Origin of the sequence: Nocardia halotolerans, assembly GCF_042650145.1 — a bacterium.
Lineage (GTDB): Bacteria > Actinomycetota > Actinomycetes > Mycobacteriales > Mycobacteriaceae > Nocardia > Nocardia halotolerans.
Genome location: NZ_JBHSDL010000030.1, coordinates 395,462 through 414,697 on the forward strand (window position 1 = coordinate 395,462; position 19,236 = coordinate 414,697).

The window sequence follows — 19,236 nt, forward strand, 5'->3', positions numbered from 1 at the left end:
ATGCTGATGCCCCGTAGGGTCAAGCACCGCAAGCAGCACCACCCCAGTCGCTCCGGCATGTCCAAGGGCGGCACCGCGGTGGCGTTCGGTGAGTACGGCATCCAGGCTCTCGAGCCCGCCTACGTCACCAACCGTCAGATCGAGTCGGCGCGTATCGCGATGACCCGCCACATCAAGCGTGGCGGCAAGATCTGGATCAACATCTACCCCGACCGCCCGCTCACCAAGAAGCCGGCCGAAACCCGCATGGGTTCCGGTAAGGGTTCGCCGGAGTGGTGGGTCGCGAACGTGAAGCCCGGACGGGTCATGTTCGAGATGTCTTACCCCAACGAGGAGACCGCTCGTGAGGCCCTGCGCCGCGCGATGCACAAGCTCCCCATGAAGTGCAGGATCGTGACCAGGGAGGAGCAGTTCTGATGGCTACCGGAACACCGGCCGCAGAGCTCCGCGAGCTCAACGAAGAAGAGCTCGTGGCCAAACTGCGCGAGTCGAAGGAAGAGCTGTTCAACCTGCGCTTCCAGATGGCGACGGGTCAGCTCGACAACAACCGCCGTCTGCGCGTCGTCCGTCACGAGATCGCGCGCATCTACACGGTCATGCGTGAGCGCGAGCTCGGCCTGGCCACGGCACCCGCTGGCAAGGGAGATGCGGCATGAGCGAGCCCACAAAGAAGGCAGAAGAGCGCAACAGCCGCAAGGTACGCAGCGGCTACGTCGTCTCGGACAAGATGAGCAAGACGATTGTCGTCGAGCTGGAAGACCGTCACCGGCACAAGCTCTACGGCAAGATCATTCGCACCACCTCCAAGGTGAAGGCGCATGACGAGAACGAGATCGCCGGTGTCGGCGACCACGTTCAGCTGATGGAGACCCGCCCGCTGTCGGCCACCAAGCGCTGGCGTCTGGTCGAGGTCCTGGAGAAGGCCAAGTAAGGTTTCTCCTCGATCCATCGAGATCGTTGCTACGAAGGCCCGTTTCCCTTTGGGAAGCGGGCCTTCGTCGTGACGCCGGCCAGCTGATACCTGGCTCGTACCATGAAGTCATGGCGATGACTTTGCGGCTCGATGGGGACGATGACCGGCGGCTGACTGAGCTGGCTGAGTGGCTCGGCCGGCGTGAACAGGACTTGGTCCCAGAGGCGTTCGGGTCGATGATCGACTCGATCATGGACGAGCACGCCGAGCTGATGCGACGTCTTGCGTGATCTACCTCGATCTCGCTGAGGTCGTCGCCATTGCCCGTGCGGTGAACAAGACCCCGCATGCCGTGGCCGACATCGGATTGCTGGCGGGCGCTGTCGAGCGGCCGAAGGCGACCGTATTCGGCCAGGAGGTGTACCCCGGCTGTTCCTCGAGGCCGCTGCTCTCCTGCATTCGATCGCGCGAAACCACGCCCTGATCGACGGCAACAAGCGACCCGCATTCGTCTCGAGTGTCGCCATGCTCCGACTGAACGGATACCGGGTTCGCCCACTGTCCGATGAGCAGGAGGAGATGATGAACCGCATCGCCGTCGGCGATGTGGACATCTCGGAGATAGCGAGGAGCCTGGAGCTCTGGGCGGAAAGGGCTCGAGTTCTCAACCAGTGAAGGCGTAGGGGTGGCGCAGTTTTCGGGCGTAGTCGACGATGTTGGTGACGGTGGGGCCGGAGACGCCCACCTCGGCGCCGACGCTGCGGGCCGACAATGACTGGTCGGTGAGTTCGAGGATCTGTTCGATCTGGTCGAGGGTGAGGCGTAGGGGGCTGCCTGCGGCGATCTGGCGGGCCAGGGCGCGGACTTCGGTGTCCTCGTAGTCGAATTCGTCGACGGGAGTGTCCGGCTCGGGTTCGGGTTCGGGATTCGACGGCTCGTCGGTGAGGGCATCCGAATCGGGTTCCGGGGTGGCCGGCTCCGGGGGAAGCGCCGTCGCCTTCGGGGTGGTGGGTGTGGGGTCCGGCTCTTCGGGCAAGGACAGTTGCTCAGCTGTGTGCGCGGTGAGGGTGAGTTGTTCCGGTTCGTCGGCCAGAGGCTGTGGTTCGTTGTGCGCGACCACCGGGGTGGGGGCAAACGTGTCGCCGTTGAGGTCACGGGCGACGGTGTCGGCGTGCACCGTCGCCTCGGGAACCGGGTCGGTACCGGTGGCCTCGCCCGCAGTGGCCTGCGCGGCGGCTGTGACCGGTATTCGCCGCGACGCCGGGTTCACCCCGTTGGTGCTGCCGTTGCGGTGCTGGTCGGCGGGTGTTTTGTGGAGCAGTCCGAGCGTGCCGGGGGCGGTCATCTTGTCGGTGGACGGGCGGCGCGAGTGGCCGCGCTCATCGGCTGCGGTGGTGGTCGGACGGTGCACGGCGAGCAGCGGTTCCTCGTCCCGCGCACCGTTCTGTTCCCGGGCTGTCGGCCGCACCGGCGAGCTCTCACCAGCGTTCAGGGCACCACTACGCTGATCCGGCCCCGAAGCGGTCTCATCTGAACCCATCACGGCCGGAGCATCGTTCTGCTGGACCGGCGCCGCAACGGAATCCACCCGGTCGGCGGGGGAGTAGCTCGCGTCCCCGGGCACCTGCACCGACGCGCTCTCGATCAACAGCGCATACCGTGCCGCGACCCAGGCGTGTAACCAGATCACCACTCCTACCATCACCGGTGCGATCGCGTATTCGGCTGCGCGGCCGAATGATCCGGTGGCGAGGTGAGGGCCCGCGTTCAGGGCGACCGTGGTGCCGAGCAGGGCGACCTCGAAGAGGATCACCTTCCCGCGTTCGAGTTCACGGCCCCAGCGGGCGGCAGTGGTGGCGGTGACCATGATGACGATGATGGGGATCGAGATCATCGCCTCGATGCCGTAGCTGAGCCAGTAGAGCGGGTCGCTCATGTCCCCGCTGGGCACCAGGTTCCGTTGCACATTGACCCCGGCCCACACCATTCCGAGGACGACCACCCCGATCAGTGCGCGCGAGGACCATTCGGCGCGCCGGTACAGCTGGGCCAGGCGCGCGTCGGCGCTCGACACCCGGCGTCGTGCGGCCAGCGCCTTGCGATGCCAGCGGGCGTCGGCCTCATCGGTGCGCCGGATCAGTGCCCCGGTGCGCCGGTCTCGCTGCTCGGCGGCGAGTTCATCGGCCACCGCGCGCCGCCGCTGTTTACGGCGTTGCTCGCGAATCCATTCGGCCAGTTCGCGTTCGGCGCGGATTTCGGCGTCGGAGAGGGCGTCGTAGAGCGCGGTGTCGTGTTGCAGTGGCAGTTTGCCGCGGGCGGTGGCGACCTGTTGGGCGAGGGCGGTGATCTCGGTGTCGGCAGGGTCGATCGACCGATCGTCGGACATCTCGCGCCTTCCGCGTCACTCGAACATATGGACTATCGAACATATGTGTGATTGCCAGAGAGCGTAAACGCCGACCGTGCCCCGGTCAACGACAACGGCTCGAGCAGTGCCACGATCGCGGTGTGGCGGTGCCGCGGGTGCCCGTTGCGCTCGCGGAGTCAGGAGCCGGCGTCACCGAGTGCCCGTTTTTCGTACTCCCGGCGTACGGGCGAACCGGCGACGGCCGCGACTTGATTCGGCACCGTCCGCCGCAGCACCGCATCGCGGAGCCGCTGCGGCAGCACCCCGGCCAACCGCAACAGCAACCCGACCTGGGCGGGCAGTGTCACCTCGAAACGAGGCCGCTCGATCGCGTCGAGCACGGCCCGCGCGACATCAGCGGGCTGCAACAGCGGCGCCGAACCGGTGGCGGTGCCCGCGGCGAGTTCGGTATCGACAACTCCCGGCATGATCGCCGTCAACCGGACCCCGCTGCCGCGTAGTTCTTCGCGCACGCCGGTCAGGTAGCCGAGCACGCCGTGCTTGGTGGCCGCGTAGGTGGCTTCGCCGGCCGGCGACAGCTTCGCCGCGAGCGAGGCGATGGTGATGATGTGCCCGTTGCCGCGCGCCCGCATCGCCGGCGCGGCCAGCCGCACCCCGCGTATCACGCCGTGCAGGTTCACCGCGAGCATCCGGGCGGTCGCGGCTTCGGGTTCGAGGTCGAACGGACCCACCCACATCACGCCCGCGTTGTTGACCAGTACGTCGACCGGGCCGAGTAGCGCTTCGGTGGTGGCCAGGAAGTCGTGGAACGACCGGGCGTCGGTCACGTCGAGTTCGCAGCCGTGCACCGTCCCGGGCAACTGCGCCGCGGCCTCCCGCGCCGCCTTTCCCGACAGATCACCGATGCAGACCCGCGCCCCCGCCTCGGCGAGCTGTCGCGCGATCTCCTTGCCGATCCCTGCGGCCCCACCTGTGACAGCGACGACCAACCCGACGGGCGTACGTTTCACGCGCAATGGCCTTTCGATAACCACGTCCAAATTCCGAACTGATCGTAGGTCAGAATCGTGCGCGGGGCCGGGTTCCGCCGGCCGAGGATCCGCCGCCCGAGGATCTGTCGCCCGAGGACCTGTCGGCCGAGGAACTGTCGCCCGAGGACCTGCCGGCCGAGGATCTGTCGGCCGAGGATCTGTCGGCCGAGGATCTGTCGCCCGAGGACCTGCCGCCCGAGGACCTGCCACCCGAGGACCTGCCACCCGAGGGGGCCGCCGGGCCGAGGAGGCCGACCGAGGGTCCGCGCCCGCGGGCACGCGCGTAAGCGGACTCAACTCAGCGAGCACGCGCGTAAGCGGGCTCAACTCATCGCGGTATGCCAGACGATGGCCGCCGCGAGCGCGCCCGCGCCGTTGAGCGACCAGTGCAGCGCGATCGGCGCGAGCAGGCTGCCGCTGCGCCGCCGCAGCCAGGTGAAGACCACGCCCGCCGCCGCGGTGGCCGCTACCGCGAGGGTGATACCGATGACCTGGCCGAGCACTCCGCCGCCGACGATGCCGGTGAGTCCTTGGTTGCCGCTGGTCAAACCCATCGACGACGCGATGTGCCAGAGGCCGAACAGCAGCGATCCCGCCGCGAACAACCCGCGTACCCCGAGGACCCGGTCGAGGGTGCCGTGCAGCACTCCGCGGAAGGCGAGTTCTTCTGGGATCACCGTCTGCAAGGGGATGACGATCATCGATGCGATGAGTGCGCCGGAGATCGTCGCGTATCGGTCGGCGAGGAAGAACGGCCTGGTCACCGGTAGTAGCGCGCCGATCGCGACCGCGGTGAGCACGATCGCGACCGCGCCGAGCGCGTAGCCGGTGCCACGTCGCCAGTGCCGGGGCGACAGGCCCAGTTCGTACCAGCCGAGTCCGCGCTTGCGCATCAGTGCCAGCAGGGCGATCGCCGCGACGGGCACGGTGACGATATTGGCCCACGCGGTGGTGAAATGGACGATCAGATTCGTGCCCGCGAGCACGGCGACGACCACGACCAGATCGAGGTAGGCATGCAGCTTCGGCCGGGATTCGGCGGCGGGTACGGGCACCTGCACGAGTCTACGGAAATATCACGGAATGGAAACGGCCCGGTGAACGCCGCTCGACCACCCGATTCTCCACGGCTAGCAGGCTGTTCGAACGGTCGGAAAGATCGACAAGGTTCATCCCGGCAGTGAGCTACTCGACAATCGATTCCGACCATCCGGGCAAATCGGTCCATGCTTGCAAACTGCGCCGCGTCTCGAAACGTCGCGGCGCACCGCTCACGGGGTCGGTGAATTCGAGCGAGGCCGCGAGCAGTTGCAGCGGCCGCGAGTAGTCGTCGACCGATTTATCGGTGATCACCGGATAGAAATCGTCACCGAGAATCGGCACACCGAGCCCGTTCATGTGCAACCGCAGCTGATGGGTTCGCCCGGTGTGCGGGCGCAACCGGTACCGCCCGAGCCCGTCGCGGTGCTCGAGCAGTTCCACCTCGGTCTCGGCATTGGGTTCCCCCGCGACCTCGTAGGCGGCGAGCACCTGCTTCTCCTTGACGATCCGGCTGCGCACGACCCGCGGCAGCTCCAGCGCCGGATCATAGGGGGCGATCGCCTCGTATTCCTTGCGCACGGTCCGGTGCCCGAACATCGTCTGATAGGCGCCGCGCCGCGCCGGGTTCACCACGAACAGGATCAGGCCGGCGGTGACCCGGTCCAGTCGGTGCGCGGGAATGAGCTCGGCCAGGTCGAGTTCGCGGCGCAGCCGTACGAGGGCGGTCTGCAGAATGTGCTGCCCGCGCGGGATGGTCGCCAGGAAATGCGGTTTGTCCACCACCAGAATGTCCTCGTCGCGGTGCACGATGCCGATGTCGAAAGGTACTTCTTTCTCGACGGGCAGGTCGCGGTGGAACCACACTGCGCCACCGGGCACATACGCCGCGTCCGGCGCGAGCGGCCCGTCGAGGTCGACGATTTCTCCGGCCAGCAGCATCTCGTCGATCCGCGCCGGGTCCACCCGCGGCAACCGATCCACCAGGTGCGCGCGCACGGTGGCCCAGTGCCCATCTTCGGGCAGCCGGAGCCGGGCCGGGTCGAGGCCGTGCCGCTTGGGCAGCGGCGGCTGCTGCCTGCGTCGCATACCGACAAGTGTGGTCGGTGGCCCGCGCCACGGGCACAGTGCCCCTGGGAACCGGCTGGTCGGGCCCGCGGTGACCGGGCCGCTCAGGAAGCGCGCGTGGCGAGGCCCGGGTAATCGACGATCAGGCCCGACTCGTCGTAGTTCAAGGTGGCCCGGTAGTCGGAGTCGGGCGCGCTGTAGTCGTAGCGCGGGCCGGTGTCGGTGTCGTCGACGATGCGGCGGTAGTGCTGCGGCAGCCGGGTCACCGTGAGGTCGCCGGTGCGCACGTAGGCCGCCGGGGCGTCGGCCGAGTCGCCCACCGACAGGCCGAGGCGGTGCACCGGCAGCGCGTTGGTGAACGCCGAGGCTTCGAGGTCGATGTCGAGGCAGCCGTCGAGTTCGGGTGTGGACTCACCGTCGACTTGCCAGCGGCCGAGCCCGTCGCAGTGCACGGTGAGTGTGCGCCTGCCGTCGGGGTAGCGGCCGGTGATCTGGGCCGAGCGGGTGTGCCAGCTGCCATCGAGTCGTAGTCGATAGTCGATGGCCCAGGTGGCTCCGTCCTCGACTCCGGTCGCGCACCCTTCGACGAGCACTCCACGATCACCGTCGCGGAAGTACGTCACTTCGAATCCGGTGCGCGCCTCGCGGTGTACCCAGGCGGCTGAGGTAGGCAGTGGAGTGAACACGAGTGGGGCATTCCCGAAATATCGTCAGTCAATCGTCGGCGCGAGCAACGTTTCCACCCGACCACCACCAGGTAACTTAGGTTAACCTACCCTAGGCGAGTTGCCGTGAACAGGTCGAGAGGGCGAGAACGTATGACGGTGCAGGTAGCGCCGCCGCCGGGGGTGGAGTCGGGCAACCGGCCGACCAAGGCGGCCGCGAAAGCGCAGAAGCAACGAGAAGCGCTGGCGCGCAAGGAAATTCTGGCCCCGGTGTCGGGCATGCTCACTCTGGCGAGCCTGCTCGTGGCGGTGGCCTCGGTGTGCACCGTGGTGCCGTTCCTGCTGATCGTGCAGGCCTGCCGGGAACTGCTCGCCACCCCGGTCGACACCGACCGGGTCTGGTGGCTGTTCGGCGCGGCCGTGGTGGTGCTCGTCGTGCGCGCGTTGTTGCAGGCGGTGGCGTTGACCTGGTCGCACACCGTCGACGCCGGCTACCAGCTCACGCTGCGCCGGCTGCTGGCGGCCAAACTCACCCGGGTGCCGCTCGGCTGGTTCGGTGAGCGCAGTTCTGGTGCGGTGAAGACCTATCTGCGCGACGACGTGGAGGCGCTGCACTACCTGGTGGCCCATGCCCGGCTCGAGTTCGTCGGCGCGCTGGTGGTCCCGCTGGTGACCCTCGGCTACCTGTGCACTGTCGACTGGCGGCTCACCCTGGTGCTGCTGATTCCGCTGATCGCCTACTTCGTGCTGTTCGGCAAGATCATGGACCGCGACGGTCGCGACCGGCTCGCGGTCTACACCCGCTGGGAGCGCCGCACCGCCGAGGCCACCATCGAGTTCGTCGACGGCATCCAGGTGGTGCGGGCCTTCGGCCAGGCGGGCAAGGCGCACACCGAGTTCCAGCATGCCGTCGACGGTCAGGTGAACGCCGCGCACCGGATGAAGATGCCGATCATCCGGGTGCAGTCGGCTTCCGACATCGTGGTCGCCCCGGTGTTCGTGATGCTGGTGGTTGTTCTCGGTGGGCTCGGCTTCATCGGCCTCGGCTGGGTGCAGCCCCTGGATCTGCTGCCGTTCCTGCTGGTGGGCCTGGGTATCGGTAGTTCGCTGCTCGGCCTCGGTTACGGCTCGCAGGCGTTGCGCGCCGGTGGCGCCGCCGCGCTGCGGTTGCACGAGTTGCAGCAGACCCCGGAACTCGACCTCGCCGAATCGACCGCACCGATCCCCGTTCAGCAGGGAGTCGTCCGCTTCGAGGGTGTCGAATTCGCCTATCGCGCGGGCCATGACGTGTTGCGCGGCATCGACCTCGAACTCACACCGGGCACCATCACCGCCCTGGTCGGTCCGAGTGGCTCGGGCAAGTCGACCCTGGCCAAGCTGCTGCCACGCTTCTACGACGTCGGCGCGGGCCGAATCACCATCGACGGTCGCGACATTCGCGAGTTCAGCAGCGAGGAGCTCTATCGCACAGTGGGTTTCGTCTTCCAGGATGTGCGGCTGATCCGCGGGTCGATCCGTGAGAACCTGCTGCTGGCCCGCCCCGGTGCCGAGCAGGCCGACATCGAGCGCGCGACCCGTGCCGCCCAGATCCACGACCGGATCATGGCGCTGCCGCGCGGCTACGAATCCGAGATCGGCGCCGACGCCACCCTGTCCGGCGGTGAGGCGCAACGTCTGTCGATCGCTCGGGCGCTGCTGGCCGACACTCCGGTACTCGTCCTCGACGAGGCCACCGCCTTCGCCGATCCCGAATCCGAGGCGGCTGTGCAGGACGCGCTGGCCGCCCTGGTGGCCGGTCGCACCGTCCTGGTGATCGCACACCGTCTGCACACCATCACCGGTGTCGACCGAATCCTGGTGCTCGACGACGGAGTCCTCGTAGAACAGGGCACGCACGCGCAGTTGTGTGCCGCCGGTGGGCTGTATCAGCGACTGTGGGAAATCAACGAGGCCGCGCTCGGCACCCTGGCCCTGGTGGAGGAAGCACGATGATTCGCAAGGTTTTCCGCCTCGTCCCCGACGAGTTCGCCCCGCTGATCCCGCGCCTGCTCGCGGCCATCGTGCTGCAGGCGCTGTGTCAGGCCATCGCCTATCTGCTGTTGGTCCCGGTGCTCGAAGCTGTCTTCGATGACGATTTGCGCGGCGCGTGGCTGTGGGCGCTGGGCATGAGCGCGGCGGTTCTCGGCGTGGTCGTCTTCGGTTATCTGCAGTCCGTCATCGGGCTGCGTATCGGCCTCGGGATGCAGCGCGGACTGCAGACCCGGCTCGGTGATCAGCTGAACGCGCTGCCGCTGGGCTGGTTCGAGGGTCGTGACGCCGGCCCGCTCTCGCGGGTGGTGGTCGAGCAGGTGCGTGAGACCCAGGGCTTGATCGCCTATCTGCTCACCAAGGTCCTCACCGGTGTGATCGTGCCGGTGGTGGTCGCGGTGGGCATGCTGTTCATCGACTGGCGCATCGGTGTGGCGATGCTGGCGGCCGCGCCCGTGCTGTACCTGGTGAACCAGCTCGCCAATCGCGCCTACACCGGCGCCGATGCGCGCTTGCACGCCGCCGCGGCCGAAGCCGATTCGCGGGTGGTCGAGTTCGCCCAGGCCCAGCCGGTGTTGCGGGCGTTCGGCGCGGTCGGGGCCGGGAACAAGGCGTTGGAGTCGGCGCTGGTCCGCCAGCGCGCGGCGGTGCGGAAGATGATGATCGCCACCGTGCCGGGCCTGATCGTGTTCGCCCTGTTCGTGCAAGCGGTGTTCCTGGTGCTCGCCTACATCGCGGTGGTGCAGGTGACCGGCGGTTCGATCTCGGCCGCCGCCGCGATCGCCCTGATCGCGGTGAGCTCGCGTTTCATCGAACCGGTGAATCAGGCGGCCCAGCTCGGCGCCGCGTTGCGCTCGGCCGCCGCGGCCGCCGATCGCATCACCGAACTACTGGCCGAACCCACGCTGCCCGTTGCCACCGAGCCGGTCACCCCCGGCGCGCCCGCGGTGGTGTTCGACGCCGTCAGCTTCGGTTACCGCCCCGGCGAATCCGTGCTCACCGACCTGAACTTCACGGTTCCGGCGGGCACCACCACCGCCATCGTCGGACCAAGCGGCGCGGGCAAGACGACCCTGCTCCGGCTCGCCGCCCGCTTCTACGACGTCGACTCCGGCGTCGTCAGTGTGGGCGAACACGATGTGCGCGACCAGCCGTCGGACACTCTGCTCGATCAGCTCGCCCTGGTCTTCCAGAACGTCTACCTTTTCAATCGCTCGGTCGCCGACAACATCCGTATCGGCAAGCCCGGCGCCACCGACGCCGAACTCACCCGCGCCGCCGTCGCGGCCCGGGTCGACGAGATCGTGGAGCGCCTGCCGGACGGCTTCGACACCACGGTCGGCGAGGGCGGCGCTTCCCTGTCCGGCGGTGAACGTCAGCGGGTTTCGATCGCTCGCGCGCTGCTGAAGGACGCGCCCATCGTGTTGCTCGACGAGGCCACCAGCGCCTTGGACCCGCACAGCGAAGCGGTGGTGGTGCGCGGTATCCATGAACTCACCAGGGGCAAAACTGTCCTAGTGGTGGCCCATCGGCTCACCACCATCGCCCACGCCGACCAGATCCTGTTCCTGGACGGTGGGCGCATCACCGAACGTGGCACCCACGCCGAACTCCTCGCCCGCGACGGTCGCTACGCGGCCTTCTGGAACGAGCGCGAGCGGGCCACCGGTTGGCGCCTGGAACCGGCCACGGTGTGAGCCAGGGTGGTCCGGGGCCACAGCACTGAGCCCCGGACCACCGCTGCGCGGTGCCGGGGCTCAGGGGGTGAGTTCACTTCCAGTACGCCTGCGACTTGATCGACGTCTTGGGCAGCACGTGCTGATGCTTGAGGGTCTTCACGATCGAGCGGGTGGTGTGGCCGTCGCAGGCGACCCAGGCGAAGGCCTCGGCGGGGCAGGTCATTTCCTGGGCGGCTTCGCGGAGCAGGCGCCCGTCGTCGATGCGCTGCACCCAGGTCACGGTGTGGTGGGGCTTGTTGTGGACCGGGATGGTCATGTCGGACTCGTACTGCCACTCCAGCCAGACACGCGCCGGGGTGTCGCCGATGGCGTCGAGCAGCGAGTTGATGGCAGGCAGCGAGGCGGTGTCACCGAAGAGGACGTATTCGCAGGGTGCGGGTTCGGGCAGCTGGAAGTCCGAGCCGAGGACTGTCGCGTCGAGCGGGTCGCCCGGTGCGGCGCGGCGGGCCCAGTCGGCGGCGGGGCCGTCGTGCAGGGCGAAATCGATGCTCACCGTGTCGTCGAGCGGGTTCTGGTTGACCAGTGTGTAACCGCGGTGGTGCAGCTTGTCGCTGTCGGCGTCGGGGATCCACAGGCGGATCCACTGCGTGGGATGCACCGGGTGATCGGCGAGCAGTCCACCCGCGGTGAAGCTGATCCGCACGAACTTGTCGGTGATCTGCTCGTTGGCGGTCACTGTCAGCCGGTAATCCGCGCCGCCCCATGCTTTGACCATCAGGCCGTTCAGTCCCTTACCCATGACATTAGGTTAGCCTAACGGAACTTGCTTGTCTGCCCCCGGTGGCTGATTAAGGTAAGCCTATGCAAATATAGGGCAGTGCGTGAGAGAGTGGAGAACGAACCGGTGGAAACCCTCCTGGTAGTCGGCGCGGGACCGAAGGCTCTTGCCGTGGCGGCGAAATCGCATGTTCTGCGTTCTCTCGGCATGGCAGCGCCGCGCGTGATCGTGGTCGAGGCGCACGCCGTCGGCGGCAACTGGTTGCCCACCGGCGGCTGGACCGACGGGCAGCATCGCCTCGGCACCAGTCCCGAGAAGGACATCGGCTTTCCGTACCACTCCACCTGGGCGCGCGGCCGCAACCGCGACATCGACCACGCGATGGCCGCCTTCAGCTGGAACACCTTCCTGATCGAACACGGTACCTACGCCGAGTGGATCGACCGCGGCCGACCGAGCCCGCAGCACCACGTGTGGGCAAAGTACCTGCAGTGGGTCGCCAGATCCATCGACCTGGAGCTGGTACTGGGCCGCGTGGAACGCATCGGCCACGGCGGCAACAGCATCGGTGACCAGTGGCAGGTCGAGGTGGTCGACGCCGACGGTGCCCGCACCGAGCTCACCGCCGACGGTCTGATGATCACCGGCCCCGGCCGCAGCACCCGCGCTCTGCTCGACCACCCGCGCGTGCTCAGCATCGCCGAATTCTGGGACCGGGCGGGCAGGCGAGCCCTGCCCGCCGCCTCCCGCGCCGCGGTGATCGGCGGCGGCGAGACCGGCGGATCGGCCCTCGACGAACTGGTCCGGCACGAGATGCTCACCATCTCGGTGATCTCGCCGCTGGCCACCCTCTACACCCGTGGCGAGAGCTACTTCGAGAACTCCCTGTTCAGCGACCCGGTGAAGTGGGCGGCGCTGAGCATCCAAGAGCGTCGCGACGTCATCCGGCGCACCGACCGCGGCGTCTTCTCGGTGCGGGTGCAGGAAAGCCTGCTGGGCGACAACCGGGTGCACCACTTACAGGGCCGGGTCACCAAGATCGCGCCTCAGGGTGAGTCGCTGGCTCTGACGCTGAGCAACGAGCTACGCGCCGACCAGGTGCACAACTTCGACCTGGTGGTGGACGCGACGGGCGGTCAGCCGCTGTGGTTCCTCGACATGTTCGACCAGCAGACCGCCGATCTGCTCGAGCTCGCGGTCGGCGGATCGCTGACGCAGCGCCGGATCGAATCGTCGATCGGCTACGACCTGGCGGTCACCGGTCTCGCCGGAAAGCTGTACCTGCCCAATATGGCCGCGATGTCGCAGGGGCCCGGCTTCCCGAACCTCAGTTGCCTGGGCGAGCTTTCGGATCGGGTGCTGCAGAGCGAGCCGGCGCGGGCACGCGCCGGGGCGGGGCGGGTCGCTGCTCGTTGAGTTCGGCGTAATCATGCGGTCGGCAGTCAGATAGCTGACCGGGCGAAGGCCGATCGCACGATTACGTCTGGTCGATCAGACGACCGGCAGATCCGCGGGCGTGCGGGGCAGTGCGTGCAGGGAGATCCGCCGGTCCGGGCGGACGTCGATCTCGGCGATCCGCTGGAATCCGGCCTTGGCCAGGCTGCGCGCGATGGCGACGTTGCGGTGGTCGGGGTCGCCCATGATCCGGCGGCAGGCGGCGTCGGCGGCGAAGACGGCGGTGGTCATGGTGGAGATCCAGGCCGACATGATGCCCTTGCCGATCACCGCGGGGTCGGCGGTGGCGATGTGGAAGCCGATGTCGCCGGGATCGCTGTCGTAGAAACCGCCGATCTCGTCCTTGGCGGCCCGGTAGAACTCGAGGTAGGCGATATCGCGAACGCCCAGTTCCGGCTGGCCGAGCACGGCGAAGTCCAGGCTGAGAATGCAGGGACGGGAATAGGTTCCGGCCAGCTGGGCGCGGAAGTTGGCGCGTCGCCGCTCGGCGTCCCAGTTCTGTTCCCAGGACTCGAGCAGGTGCGGGCGGGCCATCCATTCGGCCATGAGTTCGGGGTCGGTGCCGTCGGGGTCGGCGATGCGCAGGGTGAAAGGGGCGGCGAACACCGGCAGGACGGGCGCGGGGGCGGCGGCTACTTCGGTGGGCGCGTCGGTCCGCTCACGAGGTAGTGCGGTTGGGGTCCCGGCGGGGTTCATCTGCTCGGTGCTCCGTTTCGATCGTTACCTTGGTCACCTCAGTTTGTAAGGCTAGCCTATACTAACGGCCGGGTGTTACTGTTACCCGACCGATCGCCCGGTAGTTGCCGGGATGTTGCCCGAACCGGTGATGTTCGGGAACAACAGGATTCGCCCCAGCCCGGACGAGCTGTGCCGGGCTGACCCGTGCCTGCCACGGTGAGATAGTGCTAACGGTAGCGCAGTGTTGTGCGGCCGGTGAGGGAGAGCAACATGGCAAGAGAACTCGGCTGGATCAGGCAATTCCAGGCCCCCCGGACCGATTCCCTCCCACCACTGATCGTCTTCCCGCACGCGGGTGCGGGCGCTTCCGCTTACCGGGTCTTCGCCAAGCGGATGGCCCAGGACTTCGACACGATGATCGTGCAGTATCCGGGCCGCCAGGACCGGCTGCGTGAGCCCGTCGCGCAAACCCTGCCCGAGCTGGCCGCGGGCGCCTTCGAAGCCTTCCGCGCTTCCGCGCACGACATCGGCGCCCCGCTCACCGTGTTCGGCCACAGCATGGGCTCGATCGTGGCGTTCGAATTCGCCCGGCTGGCCGAGGCCGCGGGGTTGACCGTGCGTTTGCTGGTGGTCTCCGCTGCGGCCGCGCCGCACCGGATCGCTGAACTGCCCGGCCATCCCACCGAGGACGAAGAGCTGCTCGACCACATGGCCGCCCTCAACGGCACCGGCGCCGACGTGATGTCGAGCCGCGAAGTGATGCGGATGGCCCTGCCGGTCCTCAAGGCCGACTACCGCGCCTTCGACGCCTACTCCTGCGGCGCCGACGTGCGCATCGACGCGCCCGTGCTGGTACTGGGCGGCGACGACGACCCGTTCGTCGGGCCCCGCGACCTCTACGGCTGGGAACACAGCAGCACCGCCGAGTTCGAGGTGAACCTGTTCGCGGGCGGTCACTTCTACATCGACGAGAACATCGACGGCATCGCCGAGGTACTGGCCGGACAGGCGATCAACCGATGAGCGCCGACCCCATCGTCATCGTCGGCATGGGGATCGAAGCCCCCGGCGGTATCGATACCCTGCCCGCGTATTGGTCCGCACTGGCCGGTGGCCGCGAGCTGATCGGCCCGTTCCCGCGCGACCGGGACTGGCCACTGGCCGAAATCTTCGCCCTCGGCAGACTCGACGGCTGGGCGCCGGTGCGCGACGCGGGTGGCTTTCTCGACGGCGCCGCCGAATTCGACGCCCAGTTCTTCGGCATCACCCCGCGTGAGGCCGTGGCGATGGACCCGCAACAGCGAGTGGGCATGCGGGTGGCCTGGCGCGCGCTCGAGCACGCCGGTATCAATCCCGGTGCACTCGACGGCGATGCGGCCGGGGTGTGGATGGGTGTCTCGGTGATCGAGTACGGGCCGCGGGCGACGGGAGTCAGCGAGTACAGCGGCTACCGGGCCACCGGCACCGCGCTCGGTGCGGTGGCCGGCCGGATCTCGCACGGACTGGGCCTGGTCGGCCCGTCGATCAGCGTGGACACCGCGTGCGCGTCCTCGCTGACCGCGGTGCACCAGGCGGCCTCGGCGATCCGGGCGGGCGAGTGCGACTGGGCGCTGGCCGGTGGGGTGTGCGTGATGGGCTCACCCGGCGCGTTCTACGAGTTCTCCAAGAACAACGCGCTCGCCACCGACGGTCACTGCCGTTCGTACGCGGCCGACCCGACCGGCACCCTGTGGGGTGAGGGCGCGGGCGTCATCGTGCTGGAACGGGAATCGCGCGCGAAGGCGCTCGGGCACCGGATCTACGGGCAGCTGCTGGGTTCGCGGGTGAACCACAACGGCGCCGGTGCGGCGCTGGCGGTCCCGAGCGCGGCCGCCCAGCAGCGGCTGATCGAGTCGACCGTCGCCGCGGCCGGGGTCGACGCCGACGACATCGACCTCATCGAAGGGCACGGCACCGGCACCGCGGTCGGTGACCCCCTCGAATTGCGCGCCCTGGCAGCCACTTACGGCAACCCGGACCGTGACACCGGTGCACTGCTCGGCTCGGTGAAATCCAATGTGGGCCATGCCCAAGCGGCTTCGGGGATGCTCGGCCTGATCAAGGTGCTGCTGTGCGGTGCGCACGACACGATCGCACCGAGCCTGTGGGCCGACACCCCGACCACCGATATCGACTGGGCGGCCACGAGTCTGCGGCTCGCGGTCGAACCCACTGCCTGGGCGCCGCGTGCGAACGGGCTGCGCTGTGCCGCGGTGTCGTCCTTCGGTGTCGCGGGAACCAACGCGCACGCCATTGTCGGCCTGCCGGTGCTGGAGGAGACCAACCATGGCTGAGTACCGGATGCCCGACGGGACCGTTCCCGTCCTGCTGTCCTCCGACAGCGCCGACGGACTGCGCGCGGAGGCCGCCGCCCTGCGCGACTACCTCGATGCCCACCCCGGTGTGACACCGGAGCGGTTGGCGGACATGCTCTTCCGTACCCGCGTGCCGCGCCGGCGAAGGGCGCTGATCCTCGCTCGGCCGACAGCGATGGGTTCGCGGCAGCCCGCGGGCAACGGATCCCCGACGGGCCTCGACGAGAACGTGTCGGCGACCGAAGGGTTGCGGGCGGCTCTCGATGCCATCGCGAACGGTGCCGACCACGACCTGGTCGTGGCGGGTGACGCCCCGGCGACCGCACGCCGGATCGGTTTCGTCTTCCCCGGTCAGGGCAGTCAGCGCCCCGGCATGGGCGCACTGTTCTACGCGCAGTCCCAGGCTTACCGTGATGTCGTCGACGAGTGCGCCGCCATCCACGCCGAACGCTTCGGGCACTCCCAGCCGCTGCACTACCTACTCGGCAACGAGGGGCAGTTCGAGGACACGGTGTGGGAAGTGCAGCCCGCGTTGATGTTCCACATGACCGGCCTGGCCGCCCTGTGGCGTGGCGCCGGAGTGGACCCGCACGCGACCATCGGCCACAGCCAGGGTGAGCTCGCCGCGGGCGCGGTCTCGGGCGTGATGACCTTGCGCGACGCGGTCCTCGCCGTCACCCACCGCGCACACCTCGTCGAGCGCATCTCCCCGCGCGGATACTCGATGGCCGTGCTCGGCATGGACCGCGACAGTGTGGAGGCGCTGCTGGCCCGCCATTCGGGCTGGGCCGAGCTGTCGGTGATCAACTCCCCGCACATCCTCGCCATCTCCGGTGACCGCGAGACCATCCTCGACCTGGTCGCCACCGCCACCGAACGCGGCCAGTTCGCGCGTGAGATCCGTGTGGCCTACCCGGCGCACACCTCGATCGTGGCAGAGCTGCGCGCCGATTTCGAGGACATGCTCGGTGACGAGATGAGCGGCGCGCACTTCGCCGAGTCCGAAATCCCCTGCTACGGTGCGACTTTGGGCACCGCAATCACCACTGACCTGGAACACCAGGACTATTGGTACTGGAACCTGCGTAACCGCGTCCGGTTCGACCGCGCCGTGATCGCCGCGGGTAGTGACGGCGTGGACCTGCTGATCGAGGTCGCCGAACACCCTGTGCTGCAACTGGCGCTGCAGGAGAACCTCGGTCTGGTCCCGAACCGTCCCGGCCTGCCGCCTCGCGACTTCCGCGTGCTGGGTACCTCGCTGCGCACGGCGGCCGGCCTGTCCGAGTTCACCCGCAATCTGGCTCAGGTGGCGGTTCTCGACGCCGACTATCGCTGGGACGCACTGCGGGTCGACGACAGCGTCACCCTGCCACTGCGCGACTTCCCGCACACCGTCACCGCCCCCAAGCGGCTCTGGGCCTCGCTCGGCACCCACGAAACCCCCGCCGAGCTCGCAGTCACCACGCCGAAACCGCAACGGCTGGTGGAACAGTGGACGCCACTGCAGCGGCGCACGCTCACCGCACCGCGCAACCTGGTGATCGTGGATCACACGGGCGAATGCGCCGATCTGGCCGCCGCGCTGGTCACCGCAGCGGACCGCCACGGTGCCGAAGCCCGCGTGCTGGGCCCGGTGGAACTCGCCGACGCTCGTGCCGTGCCCGGCGCCGTCGCCGTGGACACCGTGGTCATCCTGCTCCCCACCACCACCGTCGATGACACCGCCACCGCGATCGACGCGCTCACGAAGTTCTACGCCGAGCGCGCCTGGGCCCCAGTATTGGCCGCGCTGCGTCCCGGTGGCGAGTGCTGGCTGCTGACCGCCGGTGGTGAGGTCGTGCACGACAGCGACCCGATCCCGGGCCTGTTCCAGTCGGGTGTGGCCGCCGGGTTCCGCAGCGTCGGTATCGAGCACCCCGGCATCCGCTTCCGGCACCTGGACCTCGCCGTGAGCGAAGACGCGACCGCCCAGGCCGCCCGGATCGTCACCGCGGTGCACTCGAATGGTGAAGCCGAGTTGGCTCTGCGCGCGGGCAAGCTGTTCGCGAAGCGCCTGGTTGTCGATTCGACAACCGAAACCGGTTCGATCGGAACGGGTCTCGGCCATGTGGTCATCATCGGCGGCACCGGCCAGTTGGGCCTGCGATTCGCCGACCACTTGGCGCGCACCGGCGCGAGCCGCGTCACCCTGCTGAGCCGCAGCGGCGAAACCGAGGCGCTGGCCCCGGAACTGGCGCGGCTGCGCGGTCTGGGGGCCACCGAGATCATCGTGCGGTCCTGCGATGTCAGCGACGCCGACGCCGCGGCGGCCTTCGGTACCGAGATCGCCGACCGTCCCGTCGACCTGGTGATCCACGCCGCCGTGAACTACGTGGACGCCGAACTCGACGAGGTCACCGCCGCTGCCGTGCACACCGCCGCGAGCGCCAAATTGCGCGGCCTGGACAACCTGCTCGCGGCCGTCGCCCGCACCGAGAACTGCCGGGTGCTGCTGTGCTCGTCGATGGCGGCGACCCTCGGCGGGCGCGGACAGATCCTGTACGCGGTGACCAACCGGATGCTCGACGTGGTCGCTCGCGGTCTGCGTGCGCGCGGGGTCGCCGCGGCGAGCCTGCAGTGGGGCCTGTGGAGTGTGGCCGGCCCGCTCGACGACGCCGGATTCGCGCGGGTGGAAGAAGCCGGGGTGTTCCCGATGGTGCCCGCCGACGCGATCGAGGCCGGCCTGGCCGAACCGGTCCGTGACGGCATGATCATCGCCGCGGACTGGGACTTCCTGCGGGAGATCCTCGGCGCGTTCGGACAGGACACGGTGATCGCCGGCCTCGAGTCGAGCGTCCGCCCACAGCAACAGCGTGCGATCCCGGCGGCCGCCGGGCCCGTCGAAGCACAGGACCCACCCGTTTCCGCGGATCCGGGCGCCCCGGCCGCACACGACAACGTGGCGCTCGACTCGCGCGTGCGCACCGAGCTGCTGAAGGTAATCGGCGGTGACAGTGCCGAAACCATCGACGCCACCATGCCGTTGGTCGCGCTGGGCCTGGACTCGCTGCAGGCCTTGGACTTCCGTAAGCGCGTCAAGGCGGAACTGGATCGCGACCTGCCGGTCGCGGCGATCCTCGGCGGCGCGTCACTCGACGATGTCGTGCTGCTGATGGCACAGAACACCAACCAGGGCTGAGGG

Annotated in this window: 19 protein-coding genes; 12 read left to right on the forward strand and 7 right to left on the reverse strand. The window is 68.5% G+C overall.

The features are described 5' to 3' along the window. From rplP to ACFO5K_RS25230, 6 genes are all read left to right on the forward strand, one after another. Positions 1-417, forward strand: a complete 417-nt coding sequence (gene rplP, locus ACFO5K_RS25205) for a 50S ribosomal protein L16 (RefSeq protein ID WP_043647584.1) — start codon at positions 1-3, stop codon at positions 415-417. Then, complete coding sequence (gene rpmC / locus ACFO5K_RS25210; RefSeq protein ID WP_019045024.1) at positions 417-656, forward strand: 50S ribosomal protein L29; 240 nt, start codon at positions 417-419, stop codon at positions 654-656. The genes rplP and rpmC overlap by 1 nt, the downstream gene beginning before the upstream one ends. Next, positions 653-931 (forward strand): 30S ribosomal protein S17, encoded by a 279-nt coding sequence (gene rpsQ, locus ACFO5K_RS25215; RefSeq protein WP_378567963.1) that lies wholly within the window; start codon positions 653-655, stop codon positions 929-931. Before rpmC ends, rpsQ begins: the two co-directional genes overlap by 4 nt. Before the next feature lie 110 nt (positions 932-1,041). Next, positions 1,042-1,203 (forward strand): hypothetical protein, encoded by a 162-nt coding sequence (locus ACFO5K_RS25220; protein ID WP_378567965.1) that lies wholly within the window; start codon positions 1,042-1,044, stop codon positions 1,201-1,203. Further along, a complete protein-coding gene (locus tag ACFO5K_RS25225) occupies positions 1,200-1,397 on the forward strand; it encodes a hypothetical protein (RefSeq protein WP_378567968.1) in 198 nt (65 codons plus the stop codon). Before ACFO5K_RS25220 ends, ACFO5K_RS25225 begins: the two co-directional genes overlap by 4 nt. Then, positions 1,376-1,588, forward strand: coding sequence for a hypothetical protein (locus ACFO5K_RS25230; protein ID WP_378568329.1), 213 nt, complete (start codon positions 1,376-1,378; stop codon positions 1,586-1,588). The genes ACFO5K_RS25225 and ACFO5K_RS25230 overlap by 22 nt, the downstream gene beginning before the upstream one ends. Here the strand turns inward: ACFO5K_RS25230 and ACFO5K_RS25235 are convergent. From ACFO5K_RS25235 to ACFO5K_RS25255, 5 genes are all read right to left on the reverse strand, one after another. Then, positions 1,578-3,299, reverse strand: a complete 1,722-nt coding sequence (locus ACFO5K_RS25235) for a hypothetical protein (RefSeq protein ID WP_378567971.1) — start codon at positions 3,297-3,299, stop codon at positions 1,578-1,580. The two genes, ACFO5K_RS25230 and ACFO5K_RS25235, sit on opposite strands and share 11 nt — an antisense overlap. Before the next feature lie 158 nt (positions 3,300-3,457). Then, the gene (locus ACFO5K_RS25240) at positions 3,458-4,291 is read right to left on the reverse strand and encodes an SDR family oxidoreductase (RefSeq protein WP_378567974.1); all 834 of its coding nucleotides are present in this window, start codon (positions 4,289-4,291) and stop codon (positions 3,458-3,460) included. A 344-nt stretch (positions 4,292-4,635) separates the two neighbouring features. Next, the gene (locus ACFO5K_RS25245; protein WP_378567977.1) at positions 4,636-5,367 is read right to left on the reverse strand and encodes a CPBP family intramembrane glutamic endopeptidase; all 732 of its coding nucleotides are present in this window, start codon (positions 5,365-5,367) and stop codon (positions 4,636-4,638) included. A gap of 130 nt (positions 5,368-5,497) precedes the next feature. Beyond that, on the reverse strand, positions 5,498-6,439 hold the full coding sequence (locus ACFO5K_RS25250; RefSeq protein WP_378567979.1) for an RluA family pseudouridine synthase: 942 nt from the start codon (positions 6,437-6,439) through the stop codon (positions 5,498-5,500). Between the two features lie 83 nt (positions 6,440-6,522). Then, positions 6,523-7,104, reverse strand: a complete 582-nt coding sequence (locus tag ACFO5K_RS25255; protein WP_378567982.1) for a putative glycolipid-binding domain-containing protein — start codon at positions 7,102-7,104, stop codon at positions 6,523-6,525. Positions 7,105-7,236: 132 nt separating this feature from the next. Here ACFO5K_RS25255 and ACFO5K_RS25260 point away from each other — a divergent pair, with 132 nt between their 5' ends. Continuing rightward, entirely contained in the window at positions 7,237-9,075 is a 1,839-nt protein-coding gene (locus ACFO5K_RS25260) for an ABC transporter ATP-binding protein (protein WP_378567985.1), read from the forward strand. Next, a complete protein-coding gene (locus ACFO5K_RS25265; protein ID WP_378567988.1) occupies positions 9,072-10,808 on the forward strand; it encodes an ABC transporter ATP-binding protein in 1,737 nt (578 codons plus the stop codon). Before ACFO5K_RS25260 ends, ACFO5K_RS25265 begins: the two co-directional genes overlap by 4 nt. Positions 10,809-10,881: 73 nt before the next feature. Here ACFO5K_RS25265 and ACFO5K_RS25270 read toward each other — a convergent pair whose 3' ends face one another. Beyond that, positions 10,882-11,589, reverse strand: a complete 708-nt coding sequence (locus tag ACFO5K_RS25270) for a siderophore-interacting protein (RefSeq protein ID WP_378567991.1) — start codon at positions 11,587-11,589, stop codon at positions 10,882-10,884. Between the two features lie 105 nt (positions 11,590-11,694). Between ACFO5K_RS25270 and ACFO5K_RS25275 the strand changes: the two genes are divergently transcribed. Further along, on the forward strand, positions 11,695-12,984 hold the full coding sequence (locus tag ACFO5K_RS25275) for a SidA/IucD/PvdA family monooxygenase (protein ID WP_378568331.1): 1,290 nt from the start codon (positions 11,695-11,697) through the stop codon (positions 12,982-12,984). 75 nt (positions 12,985-13,059) lie between these two features. On the opposite strand, the gene ACFO5K_RS25280 is transcribed toward ACFO5K_RS25275, so the two are convergent. Next, complete coding sequence (locus tag ACFO5K_RS25280) at positions 13,060-13,719, reverse strand: GNAT family N-acetyltransferase (protein WP_378567994.1); 660 nt, start codon at positions 13,717-13,719, stop codon at positions 13,060-13,062. A gap of 252 nt (positions 13,720-13,971) precedes the next feature. Here ACFO5K_RS25280 and ACFO5K_RS25285 point away from each other — a divergent pair, with 252 nt between their 5' ends. Genes ACFO5K_RS25285 through nbtC form a run of 3 tightly spaced genes read left to right on the forward strand, consistent with a single transcriptional unit; the run spans position 13,972 to position 19,233 of the window. Beyond that, the gene (locus ACFO5K_RS25285) at positions 13,972-14,724 is read left to right on the forward strand and encodes a thioesterase II family protein (RefSeq protein WP_378567997.1); all 753 of its coding nucleotides are present in this window, start codon (positions 13,972-13,974) and stop codon (positions 14,722-14,724) included. Next, the gene (locus ACFO5K_RS25290; protein WP_378568000.1) at positions 14,721-16,034 is read left to right on the forward strand and encodes a beta-ketoacyl [acyl carrier protein] synthase domain-containing protein; all 1,314 of its coding nucleotides are present in this window, start codon (positions 14,721-14,723) and stop codon (positions 16,032-16,034) included. The genes ACFO5K_RS25285 and ACFO5K_RS25290 overlap by 4 nt, the downstream gene beginning before the upstream one ends. Continuing rightward, positions 16,027-19,233 (forward strand): nocobactin polyketide synthase NbtC, encoded by a 3,207-nt coding sequence (gene nbtC, locus ACFO5K_RS25295; protein WP_378568003.1) that lies wholly within the window; start codon positions 16,027-16,029, stop codon positions 19,231-19,233. Before ACFO5K_RS25290 ends, nbtC begins: the two co-directional genes overlap by 8 nt. Positions 19,234-19,236: the final 3 nt, after the last annotated feature.

What these genes read in the sequence shown, in the direction of transcription:
- rpsQ (WP_378567963.1), top strand. Translation starts at nt 653, where the DNA reads ATGAGCGAGCCCACAAAGAAGGCAGAAGAGCGCAACAGCCGCAAGGTA.
- ACFO5K_RS25260 (WP_378567985.1), top strand. Translation starts at nt 7,237, where the DNA reads ATGACGGTGCAGGTAGCGCCGCCGCCGGGGGTGGAGTCGGGCAACCGG.
- ACFO5K_RS25265 (WP_378567988.1), top strand. Translation starts at nt 9,072, where the DNA reads ATGATTCGCAAGGTTTTCCGCCTCGTCCCCGACGAGTTCGCCCCGCTG.
- ACFO5K_RS25250 (WP_378567979.1), bottom strand. Translation starts at nt 6,439, where the DNA reads ATGCGACGCAGGCAGCAGCCGCCGCTGCCCAAGCGGCACGGCCTCGAC.
- rpmC (WP_019045024.1), top strand. Translation starts at nt 417, where the DNA reads ATGGCTACCGGAACACCGGCCGCAGAGCTCCGCGAGCTCAACGAAGAA.
- ACFO5K_RS25220 (WP_378567965.1), top strand. Translation starts at nt 1,042, where the DNA reads ATGGCGATGACTTTGCGGCTCGATGGGGACGATGACCGGCGGCTGACT.
- ACFO5K_RS25235 (WP_378567971.1), bottom strand. Translation starts at nt 3,299, where the DNA reads ATGTCCGACGATCGGTCGATCGACCCTGCCGACACCGAGATCACCGCC.
- nbtC (WP_378568003.1), top strand. Translation starts at nt 16,027, where the DNA reads ATGGCTGAGTACCGGATGCCCGACGGGACCGTTCCCGTCCTGCTGTCC.
- ACFO5K_RS25285 (WP_378567997.1), top strand. Translation starts at nt 13,972, where the DNA reads ATGGCAAGAGAACTCGGCTGGATCAGGCAATTCCAGGCCCCCCGGACC.
- ACFO5K_RS25290 (WP_378568000.1), top strand. Translation starts at nt 14,721, where the DNA reads ATGAGCGCCGACCCCATCGTCATCGTCGGCATGGGGATCGAAGCCCCC.
- ACFO5K_RS25280 (WP_378567994.1), bottom strand. Translation starts at nt 13,719, where the DNA reads ATGAACCCCGCCGGGACCCCAACCGCACTACCTCGTGAGCGGACCGAC.
- ACFO5K_RS25270 (WP_378567991.1), bottom strand. Translation starts at nt 11,589, where the DNA reads ATGGGTAAGGGACTGAACGGCCTGATGGTCAAAGCATGGGGCGGCGCG.
- rplP (WP_043647584.1), top strand. Translation starts at nt 1, where the DNA reads ATGCTGATGCCCCGTAGGGTCAAGCACCGCAAGCAGCACCACCCCAGT.